Consider the following 16,378-nt stretch of genomic DNA (forward strand, 5'->3'; position numbering starts at 1 on the left):
ATCGCCTGCTGCCCTGCACGATGTTTGTCGAGACTATAGGCCGCCGGAGTCCCGGACAAAAGGCGGCAAACACGTAATTTTTTGGAAATGGAGATTTCGAGATGAGATTGAAGGCTGCATTGACCATAGCGGTGGCGTTCGCGGCAACGGCCGCCTTTGCCGACGACCACCGTGTCGCCGAGGATCAGACGCCGACGGGCAAATTCCTGACCGCAGGCGAAGTGCGTCCCATTCTGGATGCGACCAAAAACGGATGGATCGGTGTGCGCGAATTTGACGGGCGCGATCTGGTGTATTTCACCCATCTCGTCAGCTGGCGGTGCGGTCTTTATGAAGTGCATTATTCCATCAATGGCGGGGAACGGACGCAATTCCCGATCCCCGAGTGCCCGCCCGACATCGCCAATGCGATGGCCATTCCCGAAGGGACTGATGTCTACATCAGTCTCGAACTCGGGTCCGTCAAAACCGTCAAAGTGGACTTGCTCTATGATGATCTGGGGACCGACACCGTGACCTTTGATCGCGATGCGGTGAAGCTGCCTTAACTGTCCTGTTGCACCGTGGCCGTGATCCCCGCGGTGCAAAACGTGATCAACTCGTCAAATCGGTCCGCCAAGGACTCGCGCTCGTCCCCAAGAGCCTGCATGCGCCATTCCGTGGTCAAAAGCGCGATCAAGGCGGACACGGAATAGACAAAGCTCGCCGCGATCGCGCGCGGCGGGGTCTCGGGGTAAAGCCGCGCGATTTCTTCGACAAACAGTTGTGCGGTCGGGTCAAAACACACCGCCGCCAGATCGCGCCATCGGGTGTCTGCCGACACCATTGCCACGAGCCTCGCATAGGCGAACCAGCCCGCCCCGCCGGTTTCGGCCTTTTCCAAATAGGGGCCGAAGTGGCATTCCATAATCGCGCTGACCGACAAAGGCCCGCGAAACCGGCGCGCTTCCAGAGCATCAACGCGGGCCTGCGAAAGTTCGTCAGCCCGCCGCGCAACGACCCGCCAGAAAAGTTCTTCTTTTGAGCCCCCGTGATGCGTCACCAACGCCACCTGAACGCCCGCCTCCTGCGCTATCTCTCGCATAGAGGCAGCGTCGAATCCATGCCGCGCAAAAACCTGTTCTGCGGCGTTCAAAATCTTGGAACGAGTCGCCAGTGCACGGGCGGAAGGGGCTCTTTGCCGTTGTTTTTCTTGTAAAAAATCCTGCTGCATGAATTTATCTTGCCTTATTTTGTACGAATGTTCAATCTAAAACGGGGAAGAGGAGACCAGCACGTGACATCACACAACGGGAAATATGCCCTCATCGGCGCAGGGCCGATGGGGTTGGCTGCGGCGAAAGTCATGGCCGAACAGGGCGTCGATTTTCAGGGCTTTGAATTGCACAGCGACGTCGGGGGGCTTTGGGACATCGAGGCTCCGCGCTCGACCATGTATGAAAGCGCGCATCTGATCTCGTCCAAAACAATGACGGAATTTGCCGACTTCCCTATGAAGGACACCGTGGCGGAATATCCGTCCCATCGTGAAATGGCGCGCTACTTCCGCGATTTTGCCGACCACTTCGGCCTGCGACAGCGGTATATCTTTGGCGCGGAAGTCACCGACGTGGTGCCGGTGGGCGCAAATGGAGAGGGTTGGCGCCTGCGTTGGCGCGATGCGGACGGCCAGCATGAGGACGTATTTGCAGGTGTCATGATCGCCAACGGCACTTTGTCCGAACCCAACATGCCCAGCTTTCCCGGCACCTATGACGGAGAACTGATCCACGCCAGCCAATACCGCCACCCCGAACAGTTCGCGGGCAAACGGGTGTTGGTTGTCGGGGCCGGAAATTCCGGCTGTGACATCGCGGTGGATGCGGTGCACCACGGCAAAAGCTGCGATCTGTCGATGCGGCGCGGCTACTATTTTGTGCCGAAATATGTGTTTGGCAAACCCGCCGACACCATGGGCGGCGCGATCAAGCTACCGATGTGGCTCAAGCGTCCGATCGACAGCCTGATCCTGCGCTGGTTTGTCGGTGATCCGCAAAAATACGGCTTTCCCAAGCCAGACTATAAGCTCTATGAAAGTCACCCCGTGGTGAACTCTCTGGTGCTCTACCACGCAGGCCACGGCGACCTGTCAATTCGCGCTGACATCGCCAACATAGACGGCAAGACCGTCACCTTCGCGGACGGTCAGAGTGCTGACTATGACATGATCCTCGCGGCGACCGGCTACAAGCTGCACTATCCGTTTATCGCCAAAGAAGAGCTTAATTGGCAGGGCAGCGCCCCGCATCTTTACCTCAACGCCATGCATCCGGTGCGCGACGACATTTTTGTGTTGGGAATGATCGAAGCGACCGGCCTTGGCTGGCAGGGGCGGCATGAGCAGGCTGAGATGGTGGTGCGCTACGTTAAGGATCTGCGGCAAGGCGGGGCTGTGGCGGCCAAGTTGAAGGCGGAAAAAGCCAAGGGATTTGAACGCGCCACTGGCGGGATGCAATATCTCGATCTCGCGCGCATGGCCTACTATGTCGACAAGGCCACCTATCGCGGCGCTGTTACCAACTGGATCAAACAACTGGGCGGGGAGCGCGCGCAATGAGCACACCTGCATATGCTGGTCTGGACGAGGTCGTCCTGAACTTTTCACCTGGCAGCCTGACGCTGCTGAATGGCATTCTCGCCGTGGTGATGTTTTCCATCGCCATCGATCTGACGCCCGCGGATTTTAAACGCCTCGCCAAAGGGCCAAAGCCGGTGATCACCGGCCTCGTGTCACAGTTCCTTGTGTTGCCGGTTTTGACCTTTCTTCTGGTGCTTTTGGTGCAGCCGCGCCCTTCCATCGCGCTGGGCCTGATCCTTGTGGCGGCCTGTCCGGGGGGCAATATCTCAAACTTCATCACCCATCGCGCGGGCGGAAACGCGGCCCTGTCTGTCAGCATGACAGCCTTTGCCACGGTTGGCGCGATCCTTCTGACGCCGCTCAATATCGCGTTTTACGGCAACCTTTACGCACCAACGCGAGAGATCCTGCAAGCCACGCAGATTGATCCGGTATCGGTCGCCATAACGGTGGGTTTCATGCTTGTTCTGCCCTTGATGCTTGGCATCACGCTCAATGTCCTGCGACCGCAGTTGACGGCGAAACTGCGCAAGCCGCTGCAATATCTGTCGATGGCAATCTTTCTGGCCTTTATCGTGGTCGCTTTGGCCTCTAACTGGGACTATTTCAAAGGCTTTGCAGGCGCCGTTGCGCTTTTGGTGGTCGTCCACAACGCCCTCGCGCTGAGTGGCGGTTTTGCCACCGCCACGTTGGCAAAACTCAGCCCCTATGACCGACGCGCGATCACCATTGAAACCGGTATCCAGAACTCCGGCCTTGGTTTGATCCTGATTTTCGGGTTCTTCAATGGGCTGGGCGGTATGGCGGTGGTCGCGGCCTTTTGGGGCATCTGGCATGCCATTTCCGGCATCGCACTTGCGGCGGTGATGAACCGGACCGAGGCTGCGCGATGAGCAGGGTTCTGATCACTGGAGCCGCCGGTATGGTGGGGCGTGCGCTGTTGGAGGAACTGGCAGCAACGGACCACGAAGTCATCGCGAGCGACCTCTCTGAGCCGCCGCTTCCGGCCAACGCGCGCTTTGCCGGTATGGATGTCACCTCAAGCGATCCCGAAAGGATCATTGCGGCGACTAAGCCGGATGTGATCATTCATCTCGCCTCAATCGTGACCCCTCCCAAAGGCAGCGGCCGCGAATTTGCCTATGCGGTGGATGTGGACGGCACGCAAAAGGTGATCGACGCAGCCATCGCGGCGGGCACGCGGCGTTTGGTGGTCACGTCATCCGGCGCGGCCTATGGCTATCACGCGGACAATCCTGTGCCACTGCGCGAGACCGATGCCGTGCGTGGCAACGAAGAATTTCCCTATGCCCACCACAAACGTCTGGTGGAGGAGATGCTGGCAACCACCCGTGCCAGTCACCCTGAGCTTGAACAGGTGGTGCTGCGTGTCGGCACTGTCTTGGGACAGGGGACGGACAACCAGATCACCGCGCTGTTTCACAAACCCCGCCTACTGGCCATTTACGGCAGCGACAGCCCGTTTGTCTTTATCTGGACCCAGGACCTCGCCCGCATTCTTGCCCATGCAGTAGCCGAGGCTCCTGCAGGTATTTTCAACGTCGCGGGGAACGGCGCCATGAGCATTGACGATCTCGCGCGCGCCCTTGGCAAGCCGGTGTTGCGCCTGCCCGCCGTGCTGCTGAAAGCGGCGCTCGCCATTGCCAAACCCCTTGGCGCAAGCCGTTACGGGCCAGAGCAGGTCGGGTTCCTGCAATACCGTCCGGTTCTGGACAACGCGGCCCTGAAAACCACCTTTGGCTACACGCCGCAAAAGACGAGCCGCGAAGTGTTTGACTATTGGAAAGAAAGCGTGGGCCTATGAAAACAGCAGTGATTTCCGGCGGTGCTGGAGGCTTGGGGCAAGCTCTGAGCACCGCGCTACAGGCTGAAGGCTGGCGCTGCGTGCTTCTTGACCTGAACACCGACAGCCTTGAGCGTAGCGCCACACAACACCCGATTTCCTGTGATCTCACCGACGAGGTACAGTTTGCGGCAGCGGTTGAGGAAACTCTGAGCACCTCCGACAGCATCGATTTGGTGATCTACAATGCAGGTATCACCCAGATCGGTGCGTTTGCCGAGACGCCTGATCAAACGCACCGCAAGGTGTTTGAGGTCAACTACTTTGCCGCCGTTGCCATGGCGCGGGCCTTTCTGGAACCGTTGCGCAAGGCACAGGGCACGCATCTGGCCATCAGTTCCGTCGCCGGATTTGCGCCGCTTTATCAACGGGCGGCCTATGCCGCGTCCAAACATGCGCTAGAAGGGTTTTTTGGCTCGCTGCGGTCAGAAGAGGCCCTTCACGGCGTGCGCACTCTGATCGCTGCGCCCTCGTTTGTGGCCACAAACATCGGCAATGACGAGCGCCAAACGGACGGTATTGCTCGGCCCGGATCGGCCTCGGACGGGATTGACTATATGACGCCCGAAGACGCGTCTCAGATCATCCTAAAGGGGGTCGCACGCGGCACCCCGTTGATCCCTGTGGGGCGTGTGGCGCGGCTGTCGTGGTGGATAAACCGTGCCAACCCCCGCCTGTTTCAACGCTTGATGGAGCGCAACATAAAAGGTCTTTAGGCGGCTCTGGACTTACAGTCATGTCCGGAGAACCGTTGCACGCGATTGCGCCCGCTGCGTTTGGCGGCATATAGCGCATCGTCTGCGTTGCTCAGCAACTCGCCCACCGAAGTTGTGGGCGACTTGGCCTGTGCCACGCCAAAGCTGCAACTCACCCGCAGGATGGTGCCCGTCTTGAGCGCAATATGCATGGCCGCGATCTCCGCACGCAAGCGCTCGGCGATCCGGGCGGCTTCCTCTTCTGACGTGTCGGGCAGGATGATGGCGAATTCCTCACCGCCATAGCGACACAGTTTGTCATGCCGCCGCATCTGTGCCTCTTTCAGGGTCTCCCCAAGACACCTGAGCACCACGTCGCCGACGGGATGGCCGTGGGTGTCGTTCACCTGCTTGAAGTGATCAATGTCAAACAGCACCACGGACACCGCAGTGTGCGTGGCCGCCATTTTTTCCCAAGCGAGTGCGAATTCGTGATCAAACGCCTGACGGTTCAACAATCCGGTCAAGTGATCGATCCGTGCAGAGTTGACCGCCGCGCGGTGCATACGCTGCAATGTGGCGCGCTCGGCCATCAAACTGTCTGCGCGCCGCTGGGATTGCGCAAATCGCTGGCCGATCAGGAACGTGTAACAGACCATTGTTCCGACAAATGCGTACTCCACCAGCAAAAGCTCATATGCCAGAACGATCACCGAGAAGATGTCATGAACCGCACCGATCACCAGAATGCTCAGAGCAAAGCAGACGAACGACGCGCCTTTTTCCCGATTGATGATCGCCCGTGCAATGCCCCAGAAAGACGCGCCACAGACAAAAAGCGAGTGGAGCTGATAGACGGGCAGGGCCGCGCTCATCACGTCCGGCGGTGCGGCCACGATAAAGACCCCCAATCCGGCCACCAATGTCATCACAAATCGCATGATCCATTGCGGGTAAAAGCTCGGCAGCAGAGCTTTGTTCAGCCCCATCAGCATGGAAGAGGCGACAACGATATTGAGCATTTCCAATCGCATTCGCAGAATGAACCATTCCGCCCCAAACCAAAGCTCAACTTTGTCCCATAGGATGAGGGCACGCATTGCAACCAGCAGACAGCCAACCGCAAGGTAGAGTGGCGCCTTGTCAGTGCGGTTGATCGAAAACAGCAACAGGTTCTGTGCCATCGTGAACATAATGATGCCCACGGCTATGCCGAGGATCAGCTCGTGCCCGATCCGCTCCGCCATCTTGACGTCGGTGGGGGTGATTTCCGGTTTATGGCGAATGCCGTTCCACGAATTGATACCGCTCCATCCGAACACATCTTTCCGGACCTGAATCACCAGCAATCCCTTGCCTTGACCGTGAAATTCATGGGCTTGGTTGCGAATTGCCGCCAATGGCGGCCCCTGCACATGGCCCTCTTCAGCCACCAGGTGCCAGGCCTCGGGTTGATCAAGCGGCACCCAATAAATCCGGTAAGCTTCCAGCACCGCGCTCAACGCCAGCACCATAGATGCGTCCGTTTCCGGCATTTCTACCGGCGCCACATAGGTTGCAACCCCATGCAAAAAGGGATTGTTCGGGGATTTTGGCAAAAAGTCCTGCCAGCGTGCGGGCACCGGTGCCCGCACGATGTCGTCTGTCACAAACGCGCGGTGCGCCTCTGTCGGTGATAGAAGCGCCCCCCAGACAAACCCCCATTCTCCCTTCAGCGATACAGTGTGCGGCGCGGCCTCGGAGGCTTTAAAAAAAGCCACGCCGTCCTCAGCTGTGGCTGCGCCAGCGCCCATCACACAAATCACAGCAACGGCCAGATGGCACAGGTGCAAAAAACGGATCAGCACAAAGAGGCTCCGGAAAGAAGTGGTCTTGGCAACGTTTAGTGCCGAAGTCTTAATGCACACTGAAATCGGGTGCAGATATCTAAAATGAAAGGATTTTTTGGCTGCGCTGGTGTCAGAACCTGAGCGAGGGCGGCGAACAGTCACTGCGCCACGTTTGGGTGGGGTATTGAGTCCGGCACCACATCGCTGCAACCGATCGCGGCCTGTCACCGCGGCGGGGTCCGCTGCGCGTTTGCGTTGATCTGAAGAAGAGAAAGTGGTGGGCGACCTTGGAATCGAACCAAGCGTGCGTCTCCGCGAGGGAGTTACAGTCCCCTGCCACACCTTGCGGCCTGTCGCCCACTTTCTTCGGCCTTGCGACCGTGGTGTGAGGGGCTGATTACTGTGATGCGTGAGGGGCGTCAACAAGAAAATCTCTTGCACATGGCGCGCGGGCGGCGCATTGATGCCCCCTCATCATTTTAAGGGGTTTCGGCCATGAAAAAACCCAAGTGGGTGGTCAAAAAAGAGCAGGACAAACGCAAGTCGGCGGCAGAAACTGTCTGGCTTTTTGGTCTGCACGCTGTTCGCGATGCTTTGACGAATCCCAACCGCGAAAAACTGCGCCTGATTGTGACCCGAAATGCGGCCGACAAACTGGCAGATGCGATTGCCGAAGCGGGAATCGATCCGGAAATGGCAGATCCGCGCAAATTTCCTGCGCCGCTTGATCCGCAGTCGGTTCACCAAGGGGCCGCGCTTGAGGTCAAGCCGCTGGAATGGGGGCGTCTTGCAGACCGTGCGATTGCCGACGATGACCGCCCGCAGCGTTTACTTTTGCTTGATCGCGTGACCGATCCCCACAACGTAGGTGCGATCCTCCGCTCGGCCGAGGTCTTTGGTGCGCTGGCCGTGATTGGCACCCGTCATCACTCCGCCCCCGAGACCGGTGCGTTGGCAAAAACCGCGAGCGGGGCCTTGGAACGCCAGCCATATTTGCGCCTGCGCAACTTGGCGGACGCCATCACCGAATTGCAGAATATGGGCTATATTGTGCTGGGCATGGATGGCGAAGCCACAGAGACAATTGAAACCGTCCTTGAGGGGCGCAAGGATCAACCTGTCGCCTTGGTGCTTGGTGCCGAAGGGCCGGGATTGCGCGAAAAAACCAAAGAAACGGTGGATCAACTGGTGAAAATCGAATTTGCCGGTGCCTTTGGCTCGCTCAACGTGTCCAACGCGGCGGCGGTGGCACTTTATGCCTCCCTTCCGCGCTGACAAATTCGGGCGGGCCTCTCGTAATTTGGCAAAGCTGACATAGGTTCTGGGAAACCATCACGGAGGACACCTTGCCTGCGGCACCCAAAATTGCGACCTGTTGTTATTGTGGCACCCGTGCCGCGCTTGTGTTGAAAGGGGAAACACGCCACGAGTTGGCCTGTTCCTCCTGCGGTGCGCCGCTGCACAATCTGAAATCGCTTCCGATGCAAAAACAACGGGTTGAGCGGGAAGTCGCCTATGCTCCGAGGCCCGCAAAATCCAAAGCCCGTCGCGACAAGTCCTACGAAAAACCCCGCAAGAAGCTGAAAAAGAAGAAGAAATTTGCGAAGAAGTTTTTCGAAGAGGCCTTCGATATCATCGAAGATATTTTTGACTAGGCCTTGGTGATCACAGCTCCTTGATCACCTCTTTAATCCGTCGCCGTCCAGCCTACGTAACATAGTGAGAAACGCAGACGTGGAACCCTGTGTTTCGCTTCACTGTCCCTCGTTCCGAACTTGCGCCCAAACATCGTTTGGGCGCTTCTTTTTTGCGCCAACACAGGATAGCGTCGGCGCATGACCTATTCCGACGATTTCCTTCGATCCATCCTGAAGCGCTCCAAGGTGGTGGCCGTAGTCGGGGTGTCTATGAATCCGGTGCGCCCGAGTTACTACGTGGCGCGCTATCTGTCGTTGAAAGGCTATCGTGTTATTCCGGTCAATCCGGGCCACGCCGGCAAAATGCTTTTCGGGGAAACGGTTGTGTCGGATCTGTCGGAGATCGATGCACCCGTTGATATGGTTGATATTTTTCGCCGCTCTGAGGCGGTTCCGCCGATCGTTGACGCCGCTCTTGAACACTTGCCACAGCTCAAAACCGTCTGGATGCAGATTGGCGTCGAGAACGCCGAAGCCGCCGCAGCGGCTCAGGCCAAAGGCGTGGATGTGATCCAGAACCGGTGCCCCAAGATCGAATACCAGCGCCTGTACGGTGAGCTTCGCATGGGTGGGTTTGCCACCGGTGTAATTTCCTCGAAACTTTAAGCGGCATCCAAATCTGCGCGCGGGGCGATCAGGCGGCTGAGAACGTCGCACAGTTCTGCCTTGCGGAAGGGTTTCCCCAAACAGGCGGTCATTCCAGCGGCAATGTAGCGCGCGGTCTGTTCCGGCAGGATATTTGCCGAAAGAGCCACAATCGGTGTCGCGGCGTTTGGTCCGTCGTCTTCCTTGATGGCTTTGCAGGCTTCAATACCGTCCATGCCTGGCATCTGGATGTCCATCAGAATCAAATCGAATTTGGTGTCCTGGCACACACCCACAGCGGCCAGCCCGTTGTCGACGATCACTGGCTCCACCCCAAAAGATTGCAGAAACCGTCGGGTGATGATCTGATTTGTGCGATTGTCTTCCGCCAGAAGGATCTGCGCCCCGTTTAGTTGACAGACCGTCGTTGGGGATTGGTTGGTCTCGTGCGCCGCCTCATAGGCGCGGGCCGGTGGCGTGGCCTTCACTATGGGCACGGTGAACCAGAACGTGCTGCCCTTTCCAGGGCTGCTGATCACACCGATCTTGCCACCATGCAATTCCACCAATTCCTTTGAAATGGCCAAGCCAAGACCGGTTCCGCCGTATTTGCGGTTGGTTGATGTGCTGGCCTGTTCAAACTTGCGGAACACCCGCAACTGGGCGGCCTCGGTCAACCCGATACCCTGGTCGGTCACGCTCACCCGAAGATCCGTGTCTTGTCGGCGCATGTGGACAGTAATTGTGCCCTGTCCGGAAAACTTGATAGCATTGCTCACCAGATTGCTCACAACCTGTTGCATCCGTGCGGGATCAGCGGAAATCCAATCAGGCAGGTCACTGTCCTGCTGATACTCCAGTTTCAGCCGCTGCATTTCCGCTCCGGCCATCTGGGCCCGCACCGCAGGCAAGGCCAAATCCGCAGGCGTACAGGCCACTCGTTCAAATGTGACCCCGCGTGCCGCGATTTTGGAATAGTCCAACACGTCATTGATCAGGCGCAATAACGTCGTGCCTGAGGTCTGCCCCATGTGCACCAATTCCAGTTGTTCCGCGCTCAGGTCGGTCTCTTCCAGCAATTGAAGAACACCGGACAGCCCGTTCATCGGGGTTCTGATTTCGTGGCTCATATTGGCTAGAAACTCGGACTTCGCGTGGTTGGCATCCTGTGCCTCACGCCTGAGGTCAACCAAGTTGGATTCCGCCCGTTTCAACTCTTTGTCAAACAGGGCCAATCCCCAGATAAAGGCACAGATCACAATCGACAGCACCGTGGCGCTCTCGTAGGGCAACTTGCCGATATAGGCAAAGAAAAGCAGATTGGCCATCGTCAGCAGGGTGACGATCCAGGCGGGGCGGGGGCCCAACACAAGAATTGCGATCACCGGCGGTCCGATCAGAAAGGCTTCGCGCAGCCAAAGCCGGTTCTGCTCAAAATACATCACCATATTTGAGTGCGCAGACAGCAGCACCATCAGAACTAATGCGGTTGCGGTTGTGCTTCCTGTGCGGTGCAGCACTGAGGGCACAAAAAAATAGCTCAGCGAAAAAACCATGCTGGCGATCGCCACAGAAGGCGGCAGTCCCGAGTCGATGAGAGACTGGTGCACATTGTGCAACATCGCGTTTAACCCGACCACAAAAGAAAAGCCGCATACCAAACGATTGCGCGCTCCGAGAAAGGTCGAAACCGAGTCCCGCTCGGGCCAATAATACGTTTTTGCAAAACGTCTGAAACTGGTGAGAATCATGATCAGGATGTCGACAGGATCTGCCGGTCTTTGGCGTGAGAGTCCGCCCTTATTGCCTGATAACCAGTTAATACCGTGTGAAAAGAAATCACTCTGCGCGGCTGAGAAGCACCTGACTTCGCGGCTTCCACCGATACCGCGTATCCTCGGCCACAGGCGCCCAGAAAAGATGCCCGCCGTACCGCCAAGGATCAAGCACGATGCCGCTCTGCATCGGCGCGCCCCGCTCGCTGAGGATCACGGTGCTGTGCTCAATGCGCAGATTGTCGGAGTTGGCAATCGCACGGTGCAGGCTCAGTGTCTGCAAATTCTCACCCCGCAATCGCGCCTCAAGATCATCCGCCCAATGCCAGCATAGCCCGCGCGGGCGCAGGCCCTGATTGACCTTTGTGTTGTGAATGAGTGGCGGGTCGGTGACTTGGTATTCGGAGCGGAGCTGCAAGGAATAGTCGTAAGAGATTTGCGCGACCTTTGCCGCCTCATGGGCGTCGACAAAATCACCCAACGCAATAATTTCGCGCTCCAATCCTTTGATATCAGGCACCTTTGCGTCTTCCGGCACGCCGCAAGCCACCAGAAAAACCATCGCCAGTAGATTGAAAATCCGCCGCATCAACGCCGCCCTGAAACCCGCTTCTGCCCGACTATAGGTGCTGCGGACGACGGGTCAAACCCTCAGCCGCGCGATGCCTTCTCTGCAATACCGCTCAGCCCCTGACGCCGCGCCAGTTCCGCCAGCACATCGTCAAGCGCCACATCGCTTGCCTCAAGCATCACCAGCAGATGATAAAGCACATCCGCCGCCTCATAGGTCAGCTTTTCGCGATCGCCTTTAACGGCTTCGATCACCGCTTCGATTGCTTCTTCGCCAAATTTCTCGGCACATTTCTCAGGCCCCTTGGCCAACAGCTTCGCTGTCCAGCTGCTCTCGGGATCAGCCTTTGCGCGCTCGGCAATTGTTGCCGCCAATTCGTTCAAAACACTCATGTCAGCCTCATCGGAATGCCCGCGTCGTGCATGTGCTGTTTGGCTTCTTGCACAGTGAACTCGCCAAAGTGGAAAATCGATGCTGCCAGCACCGCACTCGCGCCGCCCTTGGTCACGCCTTCGACCAAATGATCCAATGTGCCCACGCCGCCCGAGGCAATCACTGGTACATTCACCGCATCGCTGATCGCGCGTGTCAAAGGTAGGTTGAACCCCGCCTTTGTGCCGTCACGATCCATTGACGTCAGAAGGATTTCCCCTGCGCCTTTCGCGACCACCAGCTTGGCGAATTCCACTGCATCAATCGGCTTGCCATCTTTGTCCAGCGCCTCTTTGCGGCCACCGTGAGTAAAGATGCCCCATTTGTTCGGCACACCGTTTTCGTCATGTCCGATGGTTTTGGCGTCAATCGCGCAGACAATGCACTGACTGCCAAATTGCGCTGCAGCTTCGGCAATCACATCAGGGTTCGCCACAGCAGCCGAGTTGAAACTCACCTTGTCCGCCCCCGCCAGCAACAGCTTGCGCACATCTGCCACGGAGCGCACGCCGCCACCTACGGTCAGTGGAACAAAACACTGCTCTGCGGTGCGTTGCACCATGTCGATCATCACGCCGCGATTGTCATGGGTTGCATGGATGTCGAGAAAACAGATTTCGTCAGCGCCTGCGGCGTCATAGGCCCGCGCCGCCTCGACCGGATCGCCCGCATCGCGCAGGCCGACAAAATTCACACCTTTCACAACGCGCCCGTCGGCCACGTCAAGGCAAGGGATCACTCGGGTTTTCAGCATCTTGGTCCGCCCTTCATAGTCGCCAGCGGTTCTAGGACTTATGCCGCCATTTGACCAGTGCTAGCGACACGCCGCAGCGCATCCCGCGCAATGGCGATATGAAACGGCATAATCATCGCCAGATAGGCGCGGCCCAAAAGGTTGTGCCGATGTACCCAAGTTGCCAGCAGAATATCGTCGCCATCGCGCATCACCGACACGCGAAAATCCAGATGTTTGTCGTCAAAACCGGCAATGATTTCGCGCTCGGTCTCGCTTTCAATCGGAAACATGCCGATCTTTTCTTGTCCCGCAAAATCCGCGGGCAGGGCTCCGGTCAGCCCGAAGGGCAGCACAACCACGTTGCGTAGGCCCACCAAAGCCTGCGCCCAGCCCGGAAAGTTGGTGATTGTGTTTGCAGCAGCGCGGAGCGGCATATCGCTGCGCACGCGGAAGCAGTCGATGAAATCGCCAGCGTGAAACCGGTCGTGCAAGGCGCTAAATGGCGGGAGAGGGGAGGTCGTCACGGTCATGCTTCGGTCCTTGTCCTGTTCGCAGGTCCAAGGTGGAGGCAACTGCCCACCCAATCAATCCGACGAGGTGTCACAGAGCAGCAGGGTATCAGTCGTCCTGAGGCTTCGGGCGTTTGGCCAAAACAATGATGCCGACTATGGCACAGACAAACGCCACCGGCAGCGTCACCACCAGCAAAGCCACAGCAGAGTAGGTTTTCATCAAAATGGGCGCGCGGTCCACACCGTCGACCACACAGCCGTCCTGACTAAGCGCCAACCCAAAGTCGCAGCCCCATTTTGCGGCCGCCCATTCCGACCAGAGGTAAGATGCGAGCGGCGCAAGACACGCCAGAACAATCACCAGCAAAACCAGCAGGGTTATGCGGCGCGCCCAGATCATGCTTTCATCACCGCCAGCGCCTCGGCCAGATCAATCGCGCCATCATAAAGCGCGCGACCCGAGATCGCCCCGTTCAGGTCCGCCCCGCAGGCCTTCAGCGCCCTCAGATCGTCCAGCGAACTCACGCCGCCCGAGGCAATCACAGGGATCGACACCGCATTTGCAAGCGCCGCTGTGGCCTCCACATTCGGGCCTTTCATCGCGCCATCGCGCATGATGTCGGTGTAAATGATCGCTGCCACGCCCGCGTCCTCAAAGGACTTCGCCAGATCCGTGACCATCACGTCGGTCTCTTCCGCCCAGCCTTTGGTCGCCACCTTGCCGCCTCTCGCATCAATGCCCACAGCGACCTTGCCAGGGAATTCGCGGGCCGCCTCGCGCACCAGGTCAGGGTTCTCTACAGCCACAGTGCCAAGGATCACGCGGGCCAGCCCCTTGTCGATCCAACGCGCAATCGTGTCCATGTCGCGGATGCCGCCACCAAGCTGCGCGGGCACTTTGGTCTGTTTCAGGATCTCTTCTACGGGGGCGGCATTCACCGGCTCACCGGCAAAGGCGCCATTCAGATCAACCAGATGCAACCACTCACAGCCTGCCTTCACAAATTCCAGCGCCTGCGCGGCCGGGTTTTCGTTAAACACGGTCTCCTGCTGCATGTCCCCGTGAACAAGGCGCACGGCATTTCCGTCTTTCAGGTCGATGGCAGGATAAAGGATCATGGGAACGTCCAGTCGTTGATAATTGGCTTGCTGGCGATGTGACACGCTCTCGAACGAATTGCAACTTTCCGCCAAGTCAGGGTTGATCGAAAGTGGCCCCTGTCTCACTCTGGCCCGCAAATATGGGAGGAAATATCATGAAAAAGCTTATTCTCGCGGCAGTGATGACCGTGGCCACCGCCGGTATCGCGTCCGCTGATCCGATCCTCGGCATGTGGAAAACCGAGGTGGACGACGGCTCGTATGCCCACATCGACATGAAACCCTGTGGCGCGAAAATCTGCGGCACGATTGCCAAGACCTTCAACGGCGACGGCGAATACCAAAGCCCCAACATCGGCAAAAAGCTGGTGATTGACATGGAAGCCAAAGGCGACGGCGCTTATGCCGGCGAAGTCTGGCGTCCGTCTAACGACAAAATCTACATCGGCAAGATGCAACTCAACGGCAACAAAATCAAACTCAAGGGCTGCGTTGCTGGCGGTTTGCTGTGTTCGTCGCAAAATTGGACACGCCTCTGATCTAAGGGCCGTATCCCGAAAGCAAAGGGCTCCCCGCGGGGAGCCCTTTTTTGTTTACACCGCGCCGCTGTATTCGCCGCGTGCCGGATAATTGTTGGCGATTGCGAAATCGAGCGCACCGACCAGTTCGGAGAAATGCGGGCGCATGAATGGCATGGTCTGCACCGAGCCGAAATAGAGCGACTGATCAGGGGATACGAGGAACACGCCCGGCTCCGAGAACAGCGCAGGCTCCTCGATGCCAATCGACGTTTTGCCGCGCGAGGTTGAGATATACAGCCCCCAATCCCGTGCCGCGTCCAGAGACAGGTCATAGGCCACACGCAGGCCATTCACCGGCGCCACTTTCTCCAACATTGCCGCGGCGCGGTCCTCGGGGTCCGAACTCACTGCAACCACGCTCACACCGCGTTCGGCAAAGGCCGGTGCCTGCTTGTCCAGCTCCTTAAGATAGGTCGCGCAGATCGGGCAGTGCAGGCCGCGGTAAAAACACACAAGGGTGCCACGCTCAGAGCCTTCTGCTGACAAATCAAATTGGCCGCCACCAACGAGGGGCAGGGCGAGACCAGGGGTTTTCTGGCGGGGCATCAACATGTCTATTCTCCATTGCGACATTTCCTTGTCTGTGCTTGTTGCAGGTGTTTTGCTATGATAATTCCGAATTATCTGACCAAAACGACGGAATCTGGCTATGGACCGCCTGACAACCCTGATTGAAAAGTTCCATCTCACCGTGACCCCCGCGCCGGAGGGAGAGGCCAATCTGATTGCGATCTGCAACGGCGACAGCGAGCCACACGAAGTACGGTTTTTTACGCGCGGGGTATCTGATTGGGCGGATCAGGAGCGGCTGATGTTTGCCGCCCGCGTGGACTGGTCGGGGCCATCCAATCCGTTGATGGCTGCCATGCCGGACCGCATTGATCTCGATCTGACCGATCAGGCCGACACGCGCACACTGGTGCAGTTGATGTATGCCGAAGTCAAAGGCCGTCGTTGCGGTGCGCAATCGGTGATTTCCCGACTGGGAGAGGCGCTGATGGTGCGCCTGTTACGAGAACAGATGCGCGAAGGTAGCACAGAGGTTGGCTTGCTTGCGGGCCTTGCTGACCCGCGCCTCTCGCGCGCGGTTGTTGCGATTCATGACCACCCCGGAAAACTCTGGACCGCGGCGGATCTCGCCGGGCAGGCGGGTTTGTCCTTGTCGCGTTTCACCGAGCTTTTTGCGGAAACGGTCGGCGAAACCCCGATGGGGTATTTGCGACGCTGGCGCCTTATTCTGGCTCATCAGGATGTGCGTCGTGGCGATCGCATTGATGCGGTGGCACGGCGCTATGCCTATGCCTCACCTGAGGCCTTCACCCGCGCATTCCGCAAAGCCTACGGCGTCGCGCCCACAGTCTTGCGTGCGGCCTGACCCTTGTT

At 58.2% G+C, this 16,378-nt stretch carries 20 protein-coding genes and 1 tRNA gene; 10 read left to right on the forward strand and 11 right to left on the reverse strand.

Features of this window, described 5'->3' with window-relative positions:
- The first annotated feature begins 101 nt into the window (after window positions 1-101).
- Complete coding sequence (locus BM069_RS00580) at window positions 102-548, forward strand: hypothetical protein (RefSeq protein WP_093318975.1); 447 nt, start codon at window positions 102-104, stop codon at window positions 546-548.
- On the opposite strand, the gene BM069_RS00585 is transcribed toward BM069_RS00580, so the two are convergent.
- Window positions 545-1,213, reverse strand: a complete 669-nt coding sequence (locus BM069_RS00585) for a TetR/AcrR family transcriptional regulator (protein WP_093318978.1) — start codon at window positions 1,211-1,213, stop codon at window positions 545-547. The genes BM069_RS00580 and BM069_RS00585 overlap by 4 nt on opposite strands.
- A gap of 63 nt (window positions 1,214-1,276) precedes the next feature.
- Between BM069_RS00585 and BM069_RS00590 the strand changes: the two genes are divergently transcribed.
- From BM069_RS00590 to BM069_RS00605, 4 genes are read left to right on the forward strand one after another with little or no spacing between them, the layout of a single operon-like run.
- Window positions 1,277-2,596: a flavin-containing monooxygenase gene (locus tag BM069_RS00590; protein WP_244503487.1), complete on the forward strand. Its 1,320-nt coding sequence runs from the start codon at window positions 1,277-1,279 to the stop codon at window positions 2,594-2,596.
- The gene (locus BM069_RS00595; RefSeq protein ID WP_093318983.1) at window positions 2,593-3,510 is read left to right on the forward strand and encodes a bile acid:sodium symporter family protein; all 918 of its coding nucleotides are present in this window, start codon (window positions 2,593-2,595) and stop codon (window positions 3,508-3,510) included. The genes BM069_RS00590 and BM069_RS00595 overlap by 4 nt, the downstream gene beginning before the upstream one ends.
- Entirely contained in the window at window positions 3,507-4,442 is a 936-nt protein-coding gene (locus BM069_RS00600; RefSeq protein ID WP_093318985.1) for an SDR family oxidoreductase, read from the forward strand. The genes BM069_RS00595 and BM069_RS00600 overlap by 4 nt, the downstream gene beginning before the upstream one ends.
- Window positions 4,439-5,197 carry an SDR family NAD(P)-dependent oxidoreductase gene (locus BM069_RS00605; protein WP_093318988.1) on the forward strand — a complete coding sequence of 253 codons (759 nt, stop codon included), beginning with the start codon at window positions 4,439-4,441 and terminating at the stop codon, window positions 5,195-5,197. The genes BM069_RS00600 and BM069_RS00605 overlap by 4 nt, the downstream gene beginning before the upstream one ends.
- Here BM069_RS00605 and BM069_RS00610 read toward each other — a convergent pair.
- Both BM069_RS00610 and BM069_RS19720 read right to left on the reverse strand, forming a co-directional pair.
- Window positions 5,194-7,023 carry a GGDEF domain-containing protein gene (locus tag BM069_RS00610; protein ID WP_093318989.1) on the reverse strand — a complete coding sequence of 610 codons (1,830 nt, stop codon included), beginning with the start codon at window positions 7,021-7,023 and terminating at the stop codon, window positions 5,194-5,196. The genes BM069_RS00605 and BM069_RS00610 overlap by 4 nt on opposite strands.
- A gap of 257 nt (window positions 7,024-7,280) precedes the next feature.
- Window positions 7,281-7,364, reverse strand: a tRNA-Tyr gene (locus BM069_RS19720).
- 136 nt (window positions 7,365-7,500) lie between these two features.
- Here BM069_RS19720 and rlmB point away from each other — a divergent pair.
- The 3 genes from rlmB (at window position 7,501) to BM069_RS00625 (ending at window position 9,308) form a co-directional block, all read left to right on the forward strand.
- Window positions 7,501-8,280 (forward strand): 23S rRNA (guanosine(2251)-2'-O)-methyltransferase RlmB, encoded by a 780-nt coding sequence (gene rlmB / locus BM069_RS00615; RefSeq protein WP_093318992.1) that lies wholly within the window; start codon window positions 7,501-7,503, stop codon window positions 8,278-8,280.
- A gap of 71 nt (window positions 8,281-8,351) precedes the next feature.
- Window positions 8,352-8,660: a hypothetical protein gene (locus BM069_RS00620; RefSeq protein WP_093318995.1), complete on the forward strand. Its 309-nt coding sequence runs from the start codon at window positions 8,352-8,354 to the stop codon at window positions 8,658-8,660.
- Between the two features lie 180 nt (window positions 8,661-8,840).
- Window positions 8,841-9,308, forward strand: a complete 468-nt coding sequence (locus BM069_RS00625) for a CoA-binding protein (RefSeq protein WP_093318997.1) — start codon at window positions 8,841-8,843, stop codon at window positions 9,306-9,308.
- On the opposite strand, the gene BM069_RS00630 is transcribed toward BM069_RS00625, so the two are convergent.
- The 7 genes from BM069_RS00630 to hisA all read right to left on the reverse strand — a co-directional run bounded on the left by BM069_RS00630 (window position 9,305) and on the right by hisA (window position 14,432).
- Window positions 9,305-10,909: an ATP-binding protein gene (locus BM069_RS00630; RefSeq protein WP_170846635.1), complete on the reverse strand. Its 1,605-nt coding sequence runs from the start codon at window positions 10,907-10,909 to the stop codon at window positions 9,305-9,307. The genes BM069_RS00625 and BM069_RS00630 overlap by 4 nt on opposite strands.
- A gap of 217 nt (window positions 10,910-11,126) precedes the next feature.
- Window positions 11,127-11,651: a hypothetical protein gene (locus tag BM069_RS00635; protein WP_093319002.1), complete on the reverse strand. Its 525-nt coding sequence runs from the start codon at window positions 11,649-11,651 to the stop codon at window positions 11,127-11,129.
- Window positions 11,652-11,713: 62 nt separating this feature from the next.
- Window positions 11,714-12,025 carry a phosphoribosyl-ATP diphosphatase gene (locus BM069_RS00640; protein WP_093319005.1) on the reverse strand — a complete coding sequence of 104 codons (312 nt, stop codon included), beginning with the start codon at window positions 12,023-12,025 and terminating at the stop codon, window positions 11,714-11,716.
- Window positions 12,022-12,819 carry an imidazole glycerol phosphate synthase subunit HisF gene (gene hisF, locus BM069_RS00645; protein ID WP_093319007.1) on the reverse strand — a complete coding sequence of 266 codons (798 nt, stop codon included), beginning with the start codon at window positions 12,817-12,819 and terminating at the stop codon, window positions 12,022-12,024. The genes BM069_RS00640 and hisF overlap by 4 nt, the downstream gene beginning before the upstream one ends.
- Window positions 12,820-12,857: 38 nt before the next feature.
- On the reverse strand, window positions 12,858-13,331 hold the full coding sequence (locus tag BM069_RS00650) for a DUF2867 domain-containing protein (protein ID WP_093319010.1): 474 nt from the start codon (window positions 13,329-13,331) through the stop codon (window positions 12,858-12,860).
- Window positions 13,332-13,419: 88 nt separating this feature from the next.
- On the reverse strand, window positions 13,420-13,713 hold the full coding sequence (locus tag BM069_RS00655) for a hypothetical protein (protein WP_093319013.1): 294 nt from the start codon (window positions 13,711-13,713) through the stop codon (window positions 13,420-13,422).
- Window positions 13,710-14,432, reverse strand: a complete 723-nt coding sequence (gene hisA, locus BM069_RS00660) for a 1-(5-phosphoribosyl)-5-[(5-phosphoribosylamino)methylideneamino]imidazole-4-carboxamide isomerase (protein ID WP_093319015.1) — start codon at window positions 14,430-14,432, stop codon at window positions 13,710-13,712. The genes BM069_RS00655 and hisA overlap by 4 nt, the downstream gene beginning before the upstream one ends.
- Before the next feature lie 137 nt (window positions 14,433-14,569).
- Here hisA and BM069_RS00665 point away from each other — a divergent pair, with 137 nt between their 5' ends.
- A complete protein-coding gene (locus BM069_RS00665) occupies window positions 14,570-14,953 on the forward strand; it encodes a DUF2147 domain-containing protein (RefSeq protein WP_093319018.1) in 384 nt (127 codons plus the stop codon).
- 54 nt (window positions 14,954-15,007) lie between these two features.
- On the opposite strand, the gene BM069_RS00670 is transcribed toward BM069_RS00665, so the two are convergent.
- Window positions 15,008-15,547 (reverse strand): peroxiredoxin-like family protein, encoded by a 540-nt coding sequence (locus BM069_RS00670; protein WP_093319020.1) that lies wholly within the window; start codon window positions 15,545-15,547, stop codon window positions 15,008-15,010.
- Window positions 15,548-15,644: 97 nt separating this feature from the next.
- On the opposite strand from BM069_RS00670, the gene BM069_RS00675 reads away from it, so the two are divergent.
- Complete coding sequence (locus BM069_RS00675; protein WP_093319023.1) at window positions 15,645-16,370, forward strand: helix-turn-helix transcriptional regulator; 726 nt, start codon at window positions 15,645-15,647, stop codon at window positions 16,368-16,370.
- Window positions 16,371-16,378 lie beyond the last annotated feature (8 nt).

It is taken from the genome of Shimia haliotis (genome assembly GCF_900114415.1).
GTDB classification, from domain to species: domain Bacteria; phylum Pseudomonadota; class Alphaproteobacteria; order Rhodobacterales; family Rhodobacteraceae; genus Shimia; species Shimia haliotis.

What these genes read in the sequence shown, in the direction of transcription:
- BM069_RS00595 (WP_093318983.1), top strand. Translation starts at nt 2,593, where the DNA reads ATGAGCACACCTGCATATGCTGGTCTGGACGAGGTCGTCCTGAACTTT.
- BM069_RS00640 (WP_093319005.1), bottom strand. Translation starts at nt 12,025, where the DNA reads ATGAGTGTTTTGAACGAATTGGCGGCAACAATTGCCGAGCGCGCAAAG.
- BM069_RS00635 (WP_093319002.1), bottom strand. Translation starts at nt 11,651, where the DNA reads ATGCGGCGGATTTTCAATCTACTGGCGATGGTTTTTCTGGTGGCTTGC.
- BM069_RS00675 (WP_093319023.1), top strand. Translation starts at nt 15,645, where the DNA reads ATGGACCGCCTGACAACCCTGATTGAAAAGTTCCATCTCACCGTGACC.
- BM069_RS00580 (WP_093318975.1), top strand. Translation starts at nt 102, where the DNA reads ATGAGATTGAAGGCTGCATTGACCATAGCGGTGGCGTTCGCGGCAACG.
- BM069_RS00605 (WP_093318988.1), top strand. Translation starts at nt 4,439, where the DNA reads ATGAAAACAGCAGTGATTTCCGGCGGTGCTGGAGGCTTGGGGCAAGCT.
- BM069_RS00655 (WP_093319013.1), bottom strand. Translation starts at nt 13,713, where the DNA reads ATGATCTGGGCGCGCCGCATAACCCTGCTGGTTTTGCTGGTGATTGTT.
- BM069_RS00630 (WP_170846635.1), bottom strand. Translation starts at nt 10,909, where the DNA reads ATGTTGCACAATGTGCACCAGTCTCTCATCGACTCGGGACTGCCGCCT.
- BM069_RS00670 (WP_093319020.1), bottom strand. Translation starts at nt 15,547, where the DNA reads ATGTTGATGCCCCGCCAGAAAACCCCTGGTCTCGCCCTGCCCCTCGTT.
- hisF (WP_093319007.1), bottom strand. Translation starts at nt 12,819, where the DNA reads ATGCTGAAAACCCGAGTGATCCCTTGCCTTGACGTGGCCGACGGGCGC.
- BM069_RS00625 (WP_093318997.1), top strand. Translation starts at nt 8,841, where the DNA reads ATGACCTATTCCGACGATTTCCTTCGATCCATCCTGAAGCGCTCCAAG.
- BM069_RS00665 (WP_093319018.1), top strand. Translation starts at nt 14,570, where the DNA reads ATGAAAAAGCTTATTCTCGCGGCAGTGATGACCGTGGCCACCGCCGGT.
- BM069_RS00650 (WP_093319010.1), bottom strand. Translation starts at nt 13,331, where the DNA reads ATGACCGTGACGACCTCCCCTCTCCCGCCATTTAGCGCCTTGCACGAC.
- BM069_RS00585 (WP_093318978.1), bottom strand. Translation starts at nt 1,213, where the DNA reads ATGCAGCAGGATTTTTTACAAGAAAAACAACGGCAAAGAGCCCCTTCC.
- BM069_RS00600 (WP_093318985.1), top strand. Translation starts at nt 3,507, where the DNA reads ATGAGCAGGGTTCTGATCACTGGAGCCGCCGGTATGGTGGGGCGTGCG.
- hisA (WP_093319015.1), bottom strand. Translation starts at nt 14,432, where the DNA reads ATGATCCTTTATCCTGCCATCGACCTGAAAGACGGAAATGCCGTGCGC.
- rlmB (WP_093318992.1), top strand. Translation starts at nt 7,501, where the DNA reads ATGAAAAAACCCAAGTGGGTGGTCAAAAAAGAGCAGGACAAACGCAAG.